13 protein-coding genes are annotated in these 17668 nt (G+C 41.8%); 7 read left to right on the forward strand and 6 right to left on the reverse strand.

Annotated elements, in window-relative coordinates:
- From B3B27_RS08115 to B3B27_RS08140, 6 genes are all read right to left on the reverse strand, one after another.
- Window positions 1–648 (reverse strand): cyclomaltodextrinase N-terminal domain-containing protein (locus B3B27_RS08115; protein ID WP_286847252.1); only part of this gene is annotated, 648 nt, incomplete at its 3' end.
- Between the two features lie 76 nt (window positions 649–724).
- Entirely contained in the window at window positions 725–2173 is a 1449-nt protein-coding gene (locus B3B27_RS08120; protein ID WP_286847253.1) for a SusF/SusE family outer membrane protein, read from the reverse strand.
- Window positions 2174–2184: 11 nt separating this feature from the next.
- The gene (locus B3B27_RS08125; protein WP_286847255.1) at window positions 2185–3804 is read right to left on the reverse strand and encodes a RagB/SusD family nutrient uptake outer membrane protein; all 1620 of its coding nucleotides are present in this window, start codon (window positions 3802–3804) and stop codon (window positions 2185–2187) included.
- Window positions 3805–3815: 11 nt separating this feature from the next.
- Window positions 3816–6806, reverse strand: a complete 2991-nt coding sequence (locus B3B27_RS08130) for a SusC/RagA family TonB-linked outer membrane protein (RefSeq protein ID WP_286847256.1) — start codon at window positions 6804–6806, stop codon at window positions 3816–3818.
- 471 nt (window positions 6807–7277) lie between these two features.
- Complete coding sequence (locus B3B27_RS08135; protein ID WP_238867761.1) at window positions 7278–8318, reverse strand: GNAT family N-acetyltransferase; 1041 nt, start codon at window positions 8316–8318, stop codon at window positions 7278–7280.
- Window positions 8319–8340: 22 nt separating this feature from the next.
- Window positions 8341–9165: a 1-acyl-sn-glycerol-3-phosphate acyltransferase gene (locus B3B27_RS08140; RefSeq protein WP_238867760.1), complete on the reverse strand. Its 825-nt coding sequence runs from the start codon at window positions 9163–9165 to the stop codon at window positions 8341–8343.
- A gap of 273 nt (window positions 9166–9438) precedes the next feature.
- Between B3B27_RS08140 and B3B27_RS08145 the strand changes: the two genes are divergently transcribed.
- From B3B27_RS08145 to murD, 7 genes are all read left to right on the forward strand, one after another.
- Entirely contained in the window at window positions 9439–9891 is a 453-nt protein-coding gene (locus B3B27_RS08145) for a division/cell wall cluster transcriptional repressor MraZ (RefSeq protein WP_238867759.1), read from the forward strand.
- Window positions 9892–9911: 20 nt separating this feature from the next.
- Window positions 9912–10820: a 16S rRNA (cytosine(1402)-N(4))-methyltransferase RsmH gene (gene rsmH, locus B3B27_RS08150; protein ID WP_286847257.1), complete on the forward strand. Its 909-nt coding sequence runs from the start codon at window positions 9912–9914 to the stop codon at window positions 10818–10820.
- 183 nt (window positions 10821–11003) lie between these two features.
- Window positions 11004–11336: an FtsL-like putative cell division protein gene (locus tag B3B27_RS08155; RefSeq protein ID WP_238867757.1), complete on the forward strand. Its 333-nt coding sequence runs from the start codon at window positions 11004–11006 to the stop codon at window positions 11334–11336.
- A 20-nt stretch (window positions 11337–11356) separates the two neighbouring features.
- Entirely contained in the window at window positions 11357–13555 is a 2199-nt protein-coding gene (locus B3B27_RS08160) for a penicillin-binding protein (RefSeq protein WP_286847259.1), read from the forward strand.
- Between the two features lie 15 nt (window positions 13556–13570).
- A complete protein-coding gene (locus B3B27_RS08165; protein WP_238867755.1) occupies window positions 13571–15031 on the forward strand; it encodes a UDP-N-acetylmuramoyl-L-alanyl-D-glutamate--2,6-diaminopimelate ligase in 1461 nt (486 codons plus the stop codon).
- Between the two features lie 29 nt (window positions 15032–15060).
- Window positions 15061–16320 (forward strand): phospho-N-acetylmuramoyl-pentapeptide-transferase, encoded by a 1260-nt coding sequence (gene mraY / locus B3B27_RS08170; protein ID WP_238867754.1) that lies wholly within the window; start codon window positions 15061–15063, stop codon window positions 16318–16320.
- 2 nt (window positions 16321–16322) lie between these two features.
- Window positions 16323–17663, forward strand: a complete 1341-nt coding sequence (gene murD, locus B3B27_RS08175; RefSeq protein ID WP_238867753.1) for a UDP-N-acetylmuramoyl-L-alanine--D-glutamate ligase — start codon at window positions 16323–16325, stop codon at window positions 17661–17663.
- Window positions 17664–17668 lie beyond the last annotated feature (5 nt).

The raw sequence follows: 17668 nt of genomic DNA on the forward strand, positions 1-17668 counted from the left end.
GTACTCCTCGTTGGTGCCGAACCGGGGATCCACGCGGTAGTAATCGGTGGTGGCGTATCCGTGGTACGAACCGCCCTCCATGTCGTTCTCCAGCACCGGGTTGAGCCAGATGGCGGTTACGCCCAGGTCGGCAAGGTAATCCAAACGGTCGGAAATACCTTTCAGGTCGCCGCCGTGGCGGGCATTGGGGTCGTTGCGGTCCACCTTGTAGGGCATCCGCATAGCAATTTGGTCGTTATCGGGATTGCCGTTGGCAAACCGGTCCGGCATGATCAGGTAGAGCACGTCGGACGAGTTGAAACTTTGTATGTTCAGCCGTTCCGGGTCTCGCGGTTTGAGTTCGTAGTTATGGGTAATTTCCCGCTTTCCGTTGGTAAAAACGATTTCGAACTTTTGCGGAGCACTGTCGGAAATATCCAAGTACAAAATCCGGTAGTTGGGGCTTTCCAGCGTAACCGTCTCTTTCAAGTACACCCCTTTTGCCGTGACCGCGGCCTTATACGATGCGATGTCCTTGCCGGAGACCATCAGCTGCAGCTCGGTTTCCTGCATGCCGCTCCACCAGAAAGCGGGTTCGACCTTTACCTGTTGGGCTTGCAGCGCACAGGTCAGAGGAAGGAGCAGAGCGAAAAGTGTTCTTTTTCTCATTGCTGAAAATATTTTAAAAAGTCTGAAGCTATTATTTAAACAGCCTCAGACTTAATACCAAAATATCAATTTTTCATTATTTTATTGAGCCTGTATTGTCGTCAAAATGTAATGTTACAATCTGACCGGTGGTTCCTTTTATTTCTGCCTGGTCGCCTCCATCGTTTCTGTACTCTATTGTAGTCCCGAAAACATTGAATTCGGCGTTCCACCAATCAGGTATCCAAGCATGGTAAACATACATTCTTATTTTTCCGTCGGCTTTTAGAGGAGGTGAAACCAGAGTCTTGGCTTCAGCATTTACAGTAAACAGATTTGCCTCAGCATTACTGTCCCAGCCACCAAAAGCATCTCCAATACCATAAACTTTAACAGGAACAATTGATAATTTCTTTTCTTTGTTTCTCAAGTCCAATACAATTGTATATATTCCTGAGGCTGCGATTGACATATTTCCGCCACTTTCGGTAACTGTCACTCCATCTGCATCGAAACTGGTTATTTCATCGAATCCCAGATTGGTATTACCCCAGTTTGCATTGGATAGTTTAAATCCTTTACCTCCTTCAACAGAAAGAATCTTCCAGTATATTCCTACATTATTACCTCCCCCTGCAAGTTTATGCATTTCTGCAGCAGCAATGGTTCCAGGTGTTTCCCACCCGTATGTTGTAGCATCTCCAACCAGATACATCTTTTCTGGATATTCTGGAGGAATTATTGCCTCTCCTATTATGTCGAATGAGGCGTTGAATATTCGTGTCCTCAAATCGTAATGGATTGTAAATTCAAATTCTCCACCTACTTCGGTCGTAAAGTTCGGACCACCTGGCCTTACCTGACTCATGGCGTTTTCAATCAGCGGTGACTGCGATGTACCTAAATTACCTAGGTCTGTAAATATTCTTGCAGTTGTTCCATCCTTAATATTTATATAGTTGCCCCAATCACCTCCATAACGGAATTTATATTCGCCAGGTGTCATATTTAATTTGCCTTCCCATGATATGGTTAATTTATCGTCATATGAGGCATCGCTTAACTCAGTCTCATCGCCCCAGCCCAGAGGTGTTGAAGCACCGATTACTCCATAGTTTACAGGCAGAATATTTACCTCTTTCAAAGCGGTGTTAACAATAACATAATAGAAACCGTCATTACTTACTTTAAGAGGTGTAGCATCCTGAGTCAACGTGTAAACTGCAAGTGAAGCATCTTTCTTTACTTCACCACCATTGCCGTATTTTACGACTTCATTCAGATCACTTGCAATAGAAATTGTAAAATCCCCGCTTGCTTTTAACCATGTGTAAATACCAACCAACTCAGGCATTTCTTTAACATCCCCGTCCAGAGGTACTGTTTTTAAAGAAGATGCAGGTGCTTCGGCACTATAGACCGTTGCCGTGCCGGTTATATATACTCCTTGCTGAATATCTTCAACAATAGTCCAGTTTTCATTGTCGCTGCATTGCGCTATAAGAGGCAACAACAATAATAATATATATTTATATAAATGTTTCATCTTTGTTATAATTAATTAATTGAAGTATATCCGGGATTTTGAGATAAGTTGAGGTTCAACGATAATACATCTGCCGGAATTGGGAATACAGTTTTGTAGGGAGCTGACTCAGGCCTGTCAGAAATTGGCTGATGAAATTTGCCAAATCTAACCAGATCCTGTCGTCTTATACCTTCCCATGCAAATTCAAGCAACCTTTCATCAAGTATGTTATCAAGTGTTGCTGTTCTTGCAGTTGCACCGGCTCTTTTTCTGACTTTTTGTAACTCAGCATCACCGTTCTGCCCTGCTCTTACCAATGCTTCTGATTTCATAAGCAGTACATCTGCGTAACGGAATAATACCCAGTCGTTGTGAACCAGTTGTCCTCCTGCCTGAGCTGTAATATCAAATTCATATTTAGCCATTCTTGCACCGGCTGTTTTTTCATTGGTAGTTCCTGAAACGTCAAGAGCAATTGCATCTGGTTTGTATTCCAGTTCTTTGCTGCCATCCATTACTGGTTTCCCATCAGGTCCGTACACTTTACCTAAGAAATAGGTTTTTTCCATGCGAGGGTCAACGCTCCCTTTTCTAAAAATTGCTAAGGCTTCCTTGGTTGCAGATGCTCCATTCCAGCCATCTTGCGAGTATGCTTTTGCATGTGCATAATGTCTGGAACGAACTAAGTTCATGTTTCGTGCCGAATATAGGACGGGATCCATAGGGATTACAAAAATATTTTCCTTGGAGCTTTCATTCTCGACACTGAAGTTTTTTGAAAAATCATCCTCCAGCGTATACCCTAGGGCAGTTATAGAGTCGCAATATGCAATAGTAGCTTCCCATGGGGTTTTGCTTGCGCCGTTGATGGTGAATGATGCTGTTCCGTTTGGTATTCCATTATTATCGGTCCAATCATCATCGGAATAAACTTCGGCATTTAATGCTATTTTTGCCATCAGATAAAAGGCTACGGGGCGGGTCATCCTTCCGTAATACTCTCCTTGTTTTGAGCTATTGGCAGTTGATAACAGGGGGATCGACTCTTCAAGTTCTTTTTTTACAAATGAGAAAACTTCAGATCTGTTATACTGTTTAACATCTGCAATCTTCATTGTTGCTGTTTCTACTATCGGAACACGCGCAAAGAGATCCATCAGATAGTAATAATACATCGCCCTGATAGCCTTGACCTCTGCTCTGTAGATAGGTAAATAATGATTATCGGGATTTTCCTCGATTAACGAATTAAGCTTATCAATTGATTGATTGGTTTTTCCTATTACTCTGTAAAGATATTCCCAGCTGTTTTTAATAACTGAGTTGTCAGTCTTCCAGTTATGTTTAAAAATATCCTGCCATAAACCACCATCGTACCAGTCGCCGCCTCGTGTTGGCAAAAGAGCTTCATCAGCGGTGAACGTGTTCAGGTCATATATTCCCCTGTCAGGCCCGGCCAGTCCATTACCGCCTCCAGATCCTCCTATTTCTGTGTAGAGATTAGCTACGGTATTCAGGTAAATAAGCACAGGGCTTTTGAATGCTTCGTTCTCAGGCATCTGGTCCTTAGGATCCTCATCCAGTGAACATGCCAAAAAACCAAATCCTGACGAAAGGATAATACTGTATATAAATATTTTAATTTTCATGATTTTTTTAATTAGAAATTAATACTTAAACCTAATGAATAGGTGCGGGTTAATGGATAGAATCTTTTATCGTCCAATCCAAGCTCGCTATTAACAGTCGTACTGTTTATCATTGGTGATAAACCGGAATAATTGGTAAATGTATGTAGATTATTTACTGATGCAGTTAACCGGATGCCATTTGCCCAATTTTTAATTTTATTAATGTCGAAGTTATAACCTAACGTAACATAGGCAATATGGAGATAATCGCCTTTTTCCAACCAGTAGTCGGTAACAGCACTGTCGAAAATTTTCATTTCGGGCGCTTCCGGTAAAACATTGTAGGTTGGAAAAGTATTCATGTTCATATAAGTAAGGGATGTTCCGTTGTAAACTTTATGTCCAAAAGCACCGTTTAACTGAGTTTGAATATCGAATGCCTTGTACCTGAAACTTATGTTTGAACCGACTAATACTTTAGGCATCGCCTGACCGGCAAAGTATCTGTCTCCGCCGTCTTTTATGTCGATATTCGGATCATCATCCAGATTAAGGATGTTGTATGAATAACTTCCCAGCCCATCGTTGATGATACCGTTCGATTTTGGTAAATAGAAAACGCCTAATGGCTGACCTACCACCTGATAGGTTACGTATGTGTTCCCTCCCTGGAATCCGGCACCGTTAATTCGTGCTAACCTCATATATTCAGCAGCTTTAAGGTCTTGCCCCATGTAGTTGCCACTCAACGATAGAAGTTCGTTCTTCTGATATGCTATGTTCCCGGAAATATTTAATTCCATGTCTTTAGTCCTTATTGGAGTAATTCCGAGCGATACCTCCAATCCACTATTTTTCATTTCACCCAGATTGGCTAGTAACTGAGGATGCACAAATGGGGGAACAGGGACATCGTAGTTGTACAATAAATCTTTTGTCTTGGAATAGTAATAGTCGATTGTAGCTGTTAATTTTTTATCAAAAAAAGATGCATCAACCCCAGCATCGAACATATCTTTTGTTTCCCATCTTAAATCGGGGTTTGCATTTCTATTGTAGCTATAAGTTACGGTTGGTACTCCGTTTACGCTTGTCAATCCCGAAGGGCCCATTAACAAAAGCGAATTATACGCACTTATTGCATCTTGATTACCGGTACGTCCGTAACCAATCCTAAATTTAATTTCATTAATATCTTCAATATCTTTTAAAAACGGTTCTTCACTCATAATCCATGCGAGTGATGCTGAGGGGAAGAATCCCCATTTGTCGTTTTTACCAAGTTTAGAGGAACCGTCGAAACGTGCGTTAACAGTAGCAATATACCGGTTGGCGTACATGTAATTCACTCGTCCCAGAAAAGAGTTCAAGTCATAACCGTTTTTAAAAGAATTTACGTCACCATACTTAACTACAGCACCGGCCTTAAGATTGTTATAACCGAAGAAATTTGTATCAAAACCACGTGCATTGGCTTCAAATCCTGAATAGGTATAACTTTGTCCCTCAACCAATGCTAAAGCATCTAACCGGCTGTTCTGAAAATTTTTTTTATAGTTCAGGCTCAAGTTACCCATAAGTATATTACTTCTGTTTAAACCTTTGTATGCTTTGCCTTTACCTTCTCTGATACCTTGTTTTATATTGGTGGGTATGTAATTCGTGTTTTCTTTTGAATTATAGGTGTAAGAGCCGAATGCAATAAAATTCAGATTATCATTTATTGTCCATGTCAACCGTCCATTTGTAGAAAAATAAGCGTTGTCTTCCCTGTCATTTATTGTTAAGCGCCCCAATGGGTTGTCAACTTCGTTTGCATTCGGGTCTTCAGGCCATGTGCCATCTGCGTTCTGTATGACCGGCAGAGTAGGATTGAATGAAGCGGCTGAGTAAAAAGTTTTTTGATAATCATTTACATATCTGCTCTCTTTCTTGGAACCGAACATGCTCATGTCTAATTTAAGTTTATTATCGAAAAACAATTGACTGCCATCAATTTTTGCAGTGTAATTCTGCATGCTATTGTTTTTGATTATACCCTTCTGGTCAATTACGCCCAGTGAAGCTCTAAAATTGGTCCCGTCTGAACCACCCCCGAACGAAATTCGATGGTTTTGGGTAAAGCCAGTTTGCATCATCTCATCCATAAAGTTGCTGTCAGCACCTCCATCCAGTGCATTCACATATCCCATTGATTGTACAGCTTCCCTGTATCCGGCTGCACTTAACATGTTGATAGTCTTATAAACTTTTTCAACACCAAATGTTCCATCGTAATTTATAGATTTGGTGCCTGCTTTTCCCTTCTGTGTTGTGACAACGATAACGCCGCTTGCTCCCCGCGAACCGTACTGAGCTGTTTCAGAAGCGTCTTTAAGAATAGTATAACTTTCAATGTCAGACGGGGAAAGAGCGTTTAATAGGCCTAAATCACCGAAAACACCGTCAATCACAACTAGAGGATCATTCCCTCCTGAAAGCGATGTTGTCCCTCTTATTCTAATTGCGGTTCCTGCAGTCGGGTCACCCCCGGTCTTTTGAATATTTACTCCAGCTACTTTACCTTTTAATGCATCAAGAGGATTCGCGATCACTCCTGCATTCATGTCATCTCTGCCTACTTTTTCAACTGCACCGGAAATAGTGCGAGTACTACCCGTTGCATAGCCAATCACGACAACCTCCTCTAATAGTTCAGTATCTTCTTGCATGATTATGCTTATGATGTTTCTGTTATTAATGGAAATTGTTTGTGTTAAATAACCCACATAAGAGATTACAAGGGTTCCGTTACCCGGAGCCTGAATGGAGAAGTTTCCATTGTAATCCGTTACCACACCCGATGTTGTTCCTTGCAAAAGAATACTGGCGCCAACAATAGGTTCGCCGGTAACATCTTTTATCGTTCCACGCACATTTATTGTCGCACCTGTTTGGGCGTTAGCCGATAAAATCATTAGCATGCCTGATAACATTGTTGTCAGGAACACTTTAATAGTTTTTTTGAAATTTACATACATATTGCTAACATTATAAGATTAACTGAATAATAATCACTTACATATAACTACGGAAAAGATTAGTAAAAAATGTAATGTTGATGAAACTTTTTCAATATTTTTCATTTTTACTTCTGCTACAAACAATATTTCGGTAAATGTTTATTTAAACACCTGACAATCAGAAAGAAAGATCTCAGAGCTTCGGCAAAGTCTATTCTGCTGAAAATTAATGTATTACATGGAGTTTCGATACTTTTTTACCGAACTACTAATACAAATATAGATCAACATATATGTAATACTACTGAAAAGAGCTTAATTAACTACTCATGGGTGTGCAAACGATTGCATTTTCAGGTATATGGGTTAAAATATCAGTTATTTACCTTGTTAATGAACAAGGTGAAATAAGGGTGATTTTTGGGGTAACCGGATTAATTCAGTAAAGAATTTTCCAGAAACTGATGTTCTTTTTATTTTTCTACCTTTTTAGGGTTCTGTCGGTTTCCCTTCTGCTTTTGATTTTGGCATTATCACCTTCCTTTTTGTGGAATTGGAAGTTATTCGTCTTCTTAACTTCAAAAGGAAACGCTTACTGGGATTGCTTTTAAGGTACGATTCGATGTGACGTGCGCGCTTCTCTTCCAGAATCTGCTCTATTTCGATAAGGATTCCTGATTCTTCTACATCGCCAAATTCATCGTTCACGGCCGTACCGAAGAAACGCATGGTTGGCGAGAGGCTCATATAGGCATTGATAAGCGGAGGAATATTGTAACCGAGCAAACGCACCTCTTTATTTAGGATTCTGTAATCTTCGCTGAATTTTTTTCCATGGAAAAGATTACTCATCCTTATCATGTTAGTATCCGTTTTAAGAGGCTCTATTGGTGTTACAAGTTTCTGTTCATCAGGAAAATGTTTGTTAAGGAAATAGAGTATCATGTTGCGGGCATCTTTATTGTATGTGCCGTACATGGTTACCTTACCGAAGAAATATTTGATTCCAGGATCTATGACTGTCAGAGCACCCAGTCCGTCCCACAGGTTGTCGAGTGCAAAAATGCCTTTTCTGCCCAGTAGTGTTGATTGATACTCCAGCGAGACAAACGAACGTCCAAGTTCAACTGTGCTTGGAAGGAACTCTTTTATAAACTGTTCTGAGAAATTGTAGAGGTGAGCAGTAGCGAGCATAGGTTTGCCGTTCTCATCGAATTCGACATCAGAACCATAGATAAAACGGTAACCACCCAGTATCTCTTCATTTTCGGGATCCCATACGATCAGCTGCCTGTAAGGCACATCCATTGTGTCGTATCTGTCTATGTCGGCCTCTAACCCTGTTCCGCCACCGTAGTGACGAAAGGCAATCTCACGTAGCCGCCCAACTTCCTTCATAAGGTTTGGTGAGTCGTGAGCCGTGAAAACGTATATTTCGTTGTTGGCCTTGTTGGTGGCCCTTATTCGTTTTTGAACGGTCAGTTCACTTTTTATCAGATTTTTGTCTACCGGGTCTATTATCTTTTCCATATTTATTATAAAATGGTTTTTGTCACTCCATGGAGTAAACCGCATCCTTTACATATTGTGCCCACTCAGCAGGTGTTTTGGACTTGTCAAACATCTGCCGGGGGATAGGTTTGCCAAACGTAATTGTGAACGTTTGTTTACTGTTTTTATACATCTCGTCAGGCAGGTAGATCAACTCTATATTGAATTTCATGCCGGAAAATTTACGCAGATTCGCGAAATTGTAAAAGAAATTGGAATTTTTTCCGGCAAAGTGAACGGGAATAACATCTCTTTCATACTCCACCGCTTTTACAATGAAATTTTTCATCCATTCCAGGTCTCTAATCTTTCCCTTTTGTTTTCTTGAACACAATCCGGCAGGAAAGGTTATGATTTGATTGTCCGACGCATAGGCTTCGTTTATTGCTTTTGCTGAATCTTTTGCCTGTGAACCGTACTTGTTGATTGGAATAAAAATGGGCTTCAGAGGTTCAATATAATATAAAACATCGTTTACCAGATACTTGATCTTCCCATTATATCTTTCGCCTAATAACGCAGAGAGGCAAATACCGTCGAGACCGCCCAGAGGGTGGTTCGATGCAAAAATAAATCTGCCTGTCTCAGGAATATTCTCTTCCCCTTTGGTGTGCAAGTCCAGATTGAACTCATTATCAACAAGGGCACGCATGAATTCTACCCCTTCCAGACCCTGGTTCCGTTCAAGAATACCGTTGATGTCATCCTGGTGAACCGTACGCTTAAGATAGTTTATAAGAAATTTTGGAATTTTACTGTAATATTTGCGCGCTTTGTCTTTTAAAATGCTGTCAATGTCTATTCTAAATGCATTATTATGACTCATTCCATTGTTCTCTACTTTTTATTTGACGCAAAAATACAAAAATAGTAGGTAAAAGATTGCAAACAATACAAAAATCTTATTTTCAATAATATTTGAGAAAAACCTTCCGACTTGCTCTTTTTACGAAAAGGCAGATAATCAATAGCTTAATATATTTTAGGCACCTGTTGATAACTTTTTAAGAAAAAATGGTGTAGAAATGTGGGGAAAAGTGGTTTATTTTGTACTTTTACGTCGTTGAAATAACAAAGATTGCTTGAATTTGTAACAAACATGCTACAGTTTCTAGGAAATATCGAAGCAAAAGCAGATGCAAAGGGGCGAATTTTTGTACCTGCCATTTTTCGTAAACGCTTACAGAGCGAGGGCGAGGAGTTTCTTGTGCTTCGTAAAGATATTTTCCAGGAGTGCCTTGTGCTCTATCCCGGGAGCGTTTGGGAAAAAGAGATCGAGATGCTTCGTGGCAGGTTAAACAAGTGGAACAGGGAGCAACAGCAGATTTTTCGCCAGTTCGTACTTGATGCCGAAAGGCTTGAAATGGATGCAAGCGGTAGGGTGCTTATACCCAAACGTTACTTGCAGATGGCCTCTATCGAAAGCGATATACGTTTCCTTGGAGTTGATGAGACCATTGAGATTTGGGCAAAAGACAAATTGGATAAGCCGCTTATTGAGCCGGAAGAGTTCTCTTCGAAACTACAGCAGCTTATGGAGCGAAATTACTGACCGCGTAATACAAAGTAAAGATGACAGCTTATCATATACCGGCATTGCTTAACGAAAGCTTAGAGGGATTGAATATCTGTCCTTCCGGAGTATATGTTGATGTCACCTTTGGCGGGGGCGGCCATTCCAGAGAAATACTTGATAGGCTTGGGAAGAATGGGCGGCTTATTGCCTTTGACCAAGATGAAGATGCTGCAAAAAACATTATTGATGACCGTCGCTTCACGTTTGTAAGAAGCAATTTCCGTTTTTTAAAGAATTTCCTTCGCTATTACAATGTGGAGCAGGTTGATGGTATACTGGCCGATCTGGGTGTGTCGTCGCATCACTTTGATGATTCAGAGCGAGGGTTCTCGTTCAGGTTTAAAGGTGGCCTGGATATGCGGATGAACCGCAATGCCCCGAAGAAGGCTGCTGATATCCTTAATGAGTATTCGGAAGAGCACCTTTCGGATATTTTTTTTAAATATGGGGAGTTAAAGAACGCACGCAGGATAGCCTCGTCTGTGGTGGAATACCGACTTGCAAAAAAGATAGAAAAGGTGGAAGACCTGCTTACAATCATTGAGCCGTTCACATTTCGTGAAAAAGAAAAAAAGATTCTTGCAAAAGCTTTCCAGGCTCTTCGTATTGAGGTGAACGGCGAAATGGAAGCGCTTACCGAAATGTTGATGCAGTCTCTGCAGGTCCTTAAGCCAGGGGGACGTCTTATCGTGATATCATACCACTCGCTGGAGGATCGTCTGGTGAAGAACTTTTTCAGGACAGGTAATTTTGAAGGGGTGCAGGTCAAAGACTTTTATGGCAATCCCGACACTCCCTTTGAATTGATCAACAGGAAGGTGATAGTCCCATCGGAAGAAGAACAGCATCAAAACCCCCGCTCAAGAAGTGCAAAGCTGCGTATTGCAGAGAAAAAACAGGTATAAGCAAATGTGACTCCCGCCCGGAAATAAAAATGACTGTTAAGAGTAAGGCATCCATAATAATAGAGCAAGAGGAGTGGTAATAGAGCAAGAGGTGTGGTAAATGATTTAATTGGAGCGAAGACTGAAATTAAAAAATCGTATAAAGATCAGATGGAGATCGTATAAAGATCAGTTTAAAATGAAATGAAAATAAAGTTCGATAACATACGCAAATCGTTTGTCCATGTTTTTGGAGGAAGCGTTCTCACTGAAGATCTCTTCCTCAAAAACATGAGATTTATTCTCATTATCGTACTAATAATGTTTCTGTTCATAAGTCACCGTTATACGGTACTGCAGAGAATGTCTGAAATAGAACGGTTGCAGAAGGTGCTGACCGATGTGAAATATGAGTCGCTGACAATCTCATCGAGCCTTACTGAAGCAAGCAGGCAGGGAGAGATTGAACGGCGGGTTGAGGAGGAGGGGCTGGATCTTAAGGTGATTAATGAACCTGTCTATCACATAGGTAAATAATTCATCTGTTCATTCGGAAAATGAAAGAACAAAAACAGAAAAACAAAAAAGGTATTCTTGCAAGGTACGGGCTAATTGTGACTGTACTTATGCTGTTTGCTTTTATGGTCATATTCTCAGCTGCAAAAATAGCGTTTACCACAGAAGGGAAAAGGTGGCGTGAAGTAGGTGAGAAAGAGACAGTAATAAGGGATCGTGTGATACTGCCTAAACGTGGTAATATATATACTTGCGACGGAAAACTGCTGGCTTCTACCGAGCCGCTCTACAGTATATATATGGATTTCTGGGCCGATGGTATTGAAAAGGATACACTATTGAAATATGTGGGTCCCCTGTCGGCAGCCCTTGCAGGGAAGTTTCCGGATAGGTCTGCTGCGCAATATAAGGGCCTGATCATGAATGGATGGAATATGCGCGAAAAGGAGGAGCGCCAAATACGTGATAATGAGGCGAAAGGGATTGACAGGAAGGTTTCTCTACGCTCTCGTTATGTGAAAATATTGCGCAAAGATATATCTTACGTCGACCTTAAGGAAATTCGCACTTATCCTTTCTGGAATAAACGCTCCAACAAAAGCGGACTTATAGCTGAAGAACGCAATGCACGAAAAAAACCATTCGGTAATCTTGCCACACGTACTGTTGGAAGTGTCTATAAGGACCTGGAAAAAGGAGGTGCAAGCGGTTTGGAGTTGAAGTACGATTCGTTGCTTAAGGGCGTTCCCGGAGTAAAGTTTCGTCAGAAGATTCATGGTAAGTGGATTGATGTGGTGGAAAAACCGGCCAAAGAGGGATGGGATATCGTTACAACCATTGATGCTACCATTCAGGATATCACCGAGCGTTCACTTCGCGATAAACTTATTGAAACCGAAGCTGAATCGGGTACTGCAATCATAATGGAGGTGAAGAGCGGAGAGATTAAAGGAATTGTAAACTTAGACAGAATGGGTGGCGGTAGTTACGCCGAAGGAAATCCAAACGCGTTCTCATATATGAACGAACCAGGCTCTACTTTCAAAACGGTATCGGCAATGGTTGCCCTTGATGATGGTGTTGTAACACCCATCGACTCGTTCTATGTGGGAACAGGCCTTTTTCAATATAACAAAAGATGGGTTAGAGACCATTACTGGCGACGTGGACGTGACCGCGGTTATCTAACGGTTGAAGAAGGGTTGGCAGTCTCATCAAACATTGTGATGAGTAAAATGATTTTGAAGGGATATGAAAATAATCCTGCTAAATTTGTAGAGGGAATAGACAGGATAGGACTCAGGAAGCAGCTTGCCTGGGATGTGCCGCTTAGCGGAATAGAGGGCACTTCATCCATTCGCTTTCCTGATGATAAAAGTAATTACTGGTCAAAGACAACACTTCCATGGATGTCCTTCGGGTATGAAACGCAAGTTCCTCCTATCTATATGCTTATGTTTTATAATGGTATTGCAAATGGCGGGAAGATGATAAAGCCCTTTATTGCTAAACAGTTTATTGAAGACGGAAAAGTGATAGAGAATATTGAGGCGGAAGTGGTGAATCAGAAGATGTGCAAAGAGACAACCCTTGAGCAAATACACCGGATGTTGAGAGGAGTGGTTGATGAGGGAACCGCAAGAGTTGTGGCTTCAGACTACTTTAATATTGCCGGGAAGACTGGAACGGCACAGATCGCTTCCGGTGGCAGGTATAGCGATTATTATGTCTCCTTTTGCGGATATTTTCCTGCCGAACAACCCCTTTACACAATTTTCGTCGGACTCAGAAAGCCAAAGGGGGTGCCGTCGGGTGGAGGTATGGCAGGTATGGTATTTAAAAATATTGCTGAGCAGACCTACCTGAGGAAAGTGAAGCTGACAGTAAATGATTGTGATGTGGATTCTGCACTGATAAAGAATCCGGTGCTGAAAAACGGCAACTGGGATTTTAACCTGGCCCTGCTGGATGTATTGAAGTTACCCGCAGGTGATCTTTCCGAAGCAGCTGGTTGGGTAAAGATGAAACAGAATAATAAAGTATATGAACCGCAACCGCTTGCTTTAAAAGGTTCTTTAATCCCTGACGTACATGGGATGGGTGCCCGAGATGCAGTTTACCTGCTTGAAAAATCGGGACTGAGGGTCCACCTGAGCGGCTCGGGGAAAGTAGTGTCGCAGTCGTTCCCGCCAGGACAGAGACTGGTTAAAGGAACAACAATTACTATTATATTGCGGTAAAAATTTTTATGAAGTATGAGACTGAATAAGTTGATCGATAAATGCAATGTTATTGCCATTCGCGGCAATGCCGGGACGGAAGTCGATTCCATTACATCCGACTCCCGTAAAGTGAAACAGGGTTCTTTGTTTATCGCGGTTGAGGGAATTTGTACCGATGGACACTCCTACATAGGTAAAGCAATAGAACAGGAAGCTGCGGTTGTGGTTTATGATAAGCCGATGATAGAGGAGTTCTTCTCACGTGTTACCTACGTGCAGGTAGAAAACAGTGCCGAGGCACTGGCACAGATAGCATCGGAATGGTACGGGAACCCATCACAACAGCTTAAACTGGTGGGTGTAACAGGCACCAACGGGAAGACAACCATCGCGACACTGTTGTATAAGTTGTTCCGCAAACTTGGTTATCCCGCAGGGTTGCTCTCAACAGTTGCCAACTATGTGAATGATGAGCAGTATGCAACTACTCACACCACACTCGAACCGATTACTCTGAATGCCTTCCTGAAGAAGATGGTGGAAGCAGGTTGTGAATATGCCTTTATGGAGGTAAGCTCTCACGCAATTCACCAGAAAAGGGTGCATGCACTTAATTTTGCAGGTGGCATCTTTACAAACCTGACACAGGACCATCTGGACTACCATAAAAATATGCTTGATTACCGCAACGTGAAAAAAGCATTTTTCGACAGCCTTCCAGCTGAAGCGTTCGCGTTAACCAATATTGACGACAAGAACGGGCAGGTGATGCTGCAGAATACTTCTGCTGCCAAATATACCTATTCGGTTAAGAATATGGCTGATTTCAAAGCACGTATTTTCGAGAAGCATTTCGAGGGTACTGATATTGAGATAAACGGCAAGGAGCTTACAGTGCAGTTTGTTGGCGTTTTTAATGTTTATAACCTCCTGGCAGTGTATGGTGCAGGCATCCTCCTGGGACTATATCCCGACGATGTGCTGCGCGTACTCTCTTTACTTAAGTCGGTGGCAGGGCGATTCCAGACAATCAGCTCACCCCAAAAAATTACAGCAATTGTTGACTATGCCCATACACCTGATGCACTTTCTAATGTATTGGATGCAATACATGGAGTGCTCGACAAAAAGGGACGGGTAATCACAGTGGTTGGTTGCGGCGGAAACCGCGATAGGACCAAGCGGCCTCTTATGGCCCGTGAGGCGCTAAAGCTCAGCGATAGAGCTATATTTACCTCCGATAACCCAAGGTTTGAAGAACCTGAAGCAATACTTCAGGATATGCTCGACGGACTTTCTGAAGAGGAAAAAAATGGTGTAATTACTATAGTGGACCGGAGAGAGGCAATAAAAACTGCCTGTGCCCTGGCACAGCCGGGAGATGTGGTTCTTATTGCAGGAAAGGGGCATGAGGATTATCAGGAAATAAAGGGTGTAAAGCACCATTTTGATGATAAGGAAGAGGTGGAGAAATTATTCTTCCCGGCTAAATAGCCTAAACTGTAAAGCAAATTTCTAATTGTATGTTATATTATCTTTTTGATTATTTAGATAAACTCGATTTTCCAGGAGCAGGTATGTTCCAGTTTGTGATGTTCCGCTCTGCAATGGCTGCAGTGACGTCGTTGCTGATAAGTATTTTTGCCGGTAAACGAATTATATTTAGGCTGCAAAAGAGACAGATAGGTGAAACAATCCGCAACCTTGGACTTGAAGGGCAATACAGTAAGAGGGGAACACCTACCATGGGAGGGATAATAATAATTATATCCATACTTGTATCGACTCTCCTATTTGGAAAGCTTGAAAATATTTACATCATACTAATGCTTGTTAGTACAATATGGTTGGGGACACTCGGCTTTGCCGATGACTTTATAAAGGTGTTCAAGAAGGATAAAGATGGATTGAAAGGAAAATTCAAGATTATTGCTCAGGTGGGATTGGGACTTATTGTAGGACTTACCATCTATTTCAGCCCGGAAATTGTTGTGCGTGAAAATACCGAGATACGAGTGAATAATATAATCGAAGAGGTGACTTATAAAAATGAAGATGTAAAGACTACCAGTACGACTATTCCTTTCGTAAAAAATAATAACTTCGATTATAAGTGGCTTGTAGGCTGGATGGGGCAATATGCCGACGAAGCGGTATGGATTGTATTTATTCTTATGGTGATACTTATTGTGACTGCAGTATCAAACAGTGCAAACCTAACGGATGGACTTGATGGGCTGACCTCCGGATCTTCGGCTGTAATAGGTGTGGCGCTTGGAGTCCTTGCCTATGTATCGGGACGTGTCGATTTTGCATCCTACCTGAATATCATGTATATACCCGGTGGCGATGAGCTTATGGTGTATGCTTCTGCCTTTGTGGGTGCGTGCGTGGGGTTCCTATGGTATAATGCATACCCGGCACAGGTCTTTATGGGCGACACGGGAAGTTTAACCCTGGGGGGTATAATTGGCGTTTTTGCAGTGTTGATACATAAGGAAATGCTACTTCCTATCCTTTGCGGCGTATTTTTCGCGGAAGCACTTTCTGTGATAGCACAGGTAACATATTTTAAATTTACGAAGAAAAAATTTGGTGAAGGCAGGCGTATCTTCAAGATGACTCCCTTGCATCACCATTATCAGAAGCCCGGCAATGGAAGTATCAACGCAATTATTCAAAGGCCGCTGGTACCACTTGCCGAGCCCAAGATAGTAACCCGCTTCTGGCTGGTAGGGATGATCCTGGTTGTACTTGCATTGGCAACGCTTAAAATGAGATAGTTATGACAACAACACTTGTATGTGTTCTGGGTGGTGGCGAAAGCGGGGTGGGCTCCGCAATACTTGCTCAAAAAAAAGGATTTAATGTGTTTCTATCTGACAACGGCACGTTGACAGACGAAAACAGAGAGACATTAATAGCATATGGAATTGATTACGAAGAGGGAGGACATACCGAAGAGAGAGTTTTTCAGGCAAACGAAATAATTAAAAGTCCTGGTATTCCCGACACGGCGCCCCTGATACAGAAAATTTTGTCTAAAGGTATTCGCGTTATCTCGGAAATTGAATTTGCAGGCAGGTACACAAACGCAAAATTGATCTGTATCACCGGAAGTAACGGAAAGACCACCACAGCTAGCCTGATATATCATATTTTAAAATCTGCCGGATTGAACGTCGGACTGGGTGGTAATATAGGGCAGAGCTTTGCACGACAGGTGGCCGAAGAGAATTACGACTATTATGTTCTGGAATTAAGCAGCTTTCAACTGGAGGGAGTAAATAATTTCAAGGCAGATATTGCTGTACTTCTGAATATCACACCAGATCATCTTGATCGCTATGATCATAACCTGCAGAGCTATGTGAATGCGAAAATGCGGATCGTTAGGAATCAGAAAATTGATGACGCGTTTATTTACTGGATTGACGACCCTATTGTTACTAAAGAGATAGAGAGGCTGAAACCGGAAGCAACACGCTATCCGTTTGGTGAAGTAAAAAGAGAAAATGTTGCTGCCTATACAGAGAACGGCAGGTTATATATTCACGCTAAAGAACATCTGTTCAATATGGAATTGGAACTACTGGCCCTGGAGGGCATTCATAATGTGTATAATTCAATGGCATCAGGGATTGTTGCAAAATTAATGGATATCAGTGATGAACAATTGCGCAGGTCGCTGTCCGATTTCAAAGGTGTTCCGCACAGACTCGAAAAGGTGGCTTCCGTTCGTGGCGTTTTGTATGTGAATGACTCTAAAGCTACAAATGTGAATTCTTGCTGGTACGCACTTCAGAGCATGCGCTCGAAAACAGTGTTGATTCTTGGAGGTACTGACAAAGGAAATGATTATAGCGAGATAGAAGAGGTGGTGCTATCAAAAGTGCGGGCATTGATATTTCTGGGGAAAGATAACAGTAAGCTTCATGCCTTCTTCGACGGAAAAATTAATATTATACGTAATGCAGGCTCAATGAAGGAGGCTGTAGATATCGCTTATAAACTTGCTGAAAAGGGAGATACGGTTCTGCTGTCACCTTGTTGTGCCAGTTTCGACCTGTTTAAAAATTACGAAGACCGTGGAGATCAGTTTAAGGAGTGCGTAAGAAGACTTTAGTCTAT

It is taken from the genome of Proteiniphilum sp. UBA5463 (assembly GCF_002427225.1).
GTDB lineage: Bacteria > Bacteroidota > Bacteroidia > Bacteroidales > Dysgonomonadaceae > Proteiniphilum > Proteiniphilum propionicum.

Coding starts and splice junctions, on each gene's coding strand:
- rsmH (WP_286847257.1), top strand. CDS start 9,912: ATGACAGCTTATCATATACCGGCATTGCTTAACGAAAGCTTAGAGGGA.
- B3B27_RS08155 (WP_238867757.1), top strand. CDS start 11,004: ATGAAAATAAAGTTCGATAACATACGCAAATCGTTTGTCCATGTTTTT.
- B3B27_RS08130 (WP_286847256.1), bottom strand. CDS start 6,806: ATGTATGTAAATTTCAAAAAAACTATTAAAGTGTTCCTGACAACAATG.
- B3B27_RS08120 (WP_286847253.1), bottom strand. CDS start 2,173: ATGAAACATTTATATAAATATATATTATTATTGTTGTTGCCTCTTATA.
- murD (WP_238867753.1), top strand. CDS start 16,323: ATGACAACAACACTTGTATGTGTTCTGGGTGGTGGCGAAAGCGGGGTG.
- B3B27_RS08165 (WP_238867755.1), top strand. CDS start 13,571: ATGAGACTGAATAAGTTGATCGATAAATGCAATGTTATTGCCATTCGC.
- B3B27_RS08145 (WP_238867759.1), top strand. CDS start 9,439: ATGCTACAGTTTCTAGGAAATATCGAAGCAAAAGCAGATGCAAAGGGG.
- B3B27_RS08125 (WP_286847255.1), bottom strand. CDS start 3,804: ATGAAAATTAAAATATTTATATACAGTATTATCCTTTCGTCAGGATTT.
- B3B27_RS08135 (WP_238867761.1), bottom strand. CDS start 8,318: ATGGAAAAGATAATAGACCCGGTAGACAAAAATCTGATAAAAAGTGAA.
- B3B27_RS08140 (WP_238867760.1), bottom strand. CDS start 9,165: ATGAGTCATAATAATGCATTTAGAATAGACATTGACAGCATTTTAAAA.
- B3B27_RS08160 (WP_286847259.1), top strand. CDS start 11,357: ATGAAAGAACAAAAACAGAAAAACAAAAAAGGTATTCTTGCAAGGTAC.
- mraY (WP_238867754.1), top strand. CDS start 15,061: ATGTTATATTATCTTTTTGATTATTTAGATAAACTCGATTTTCCAGGA.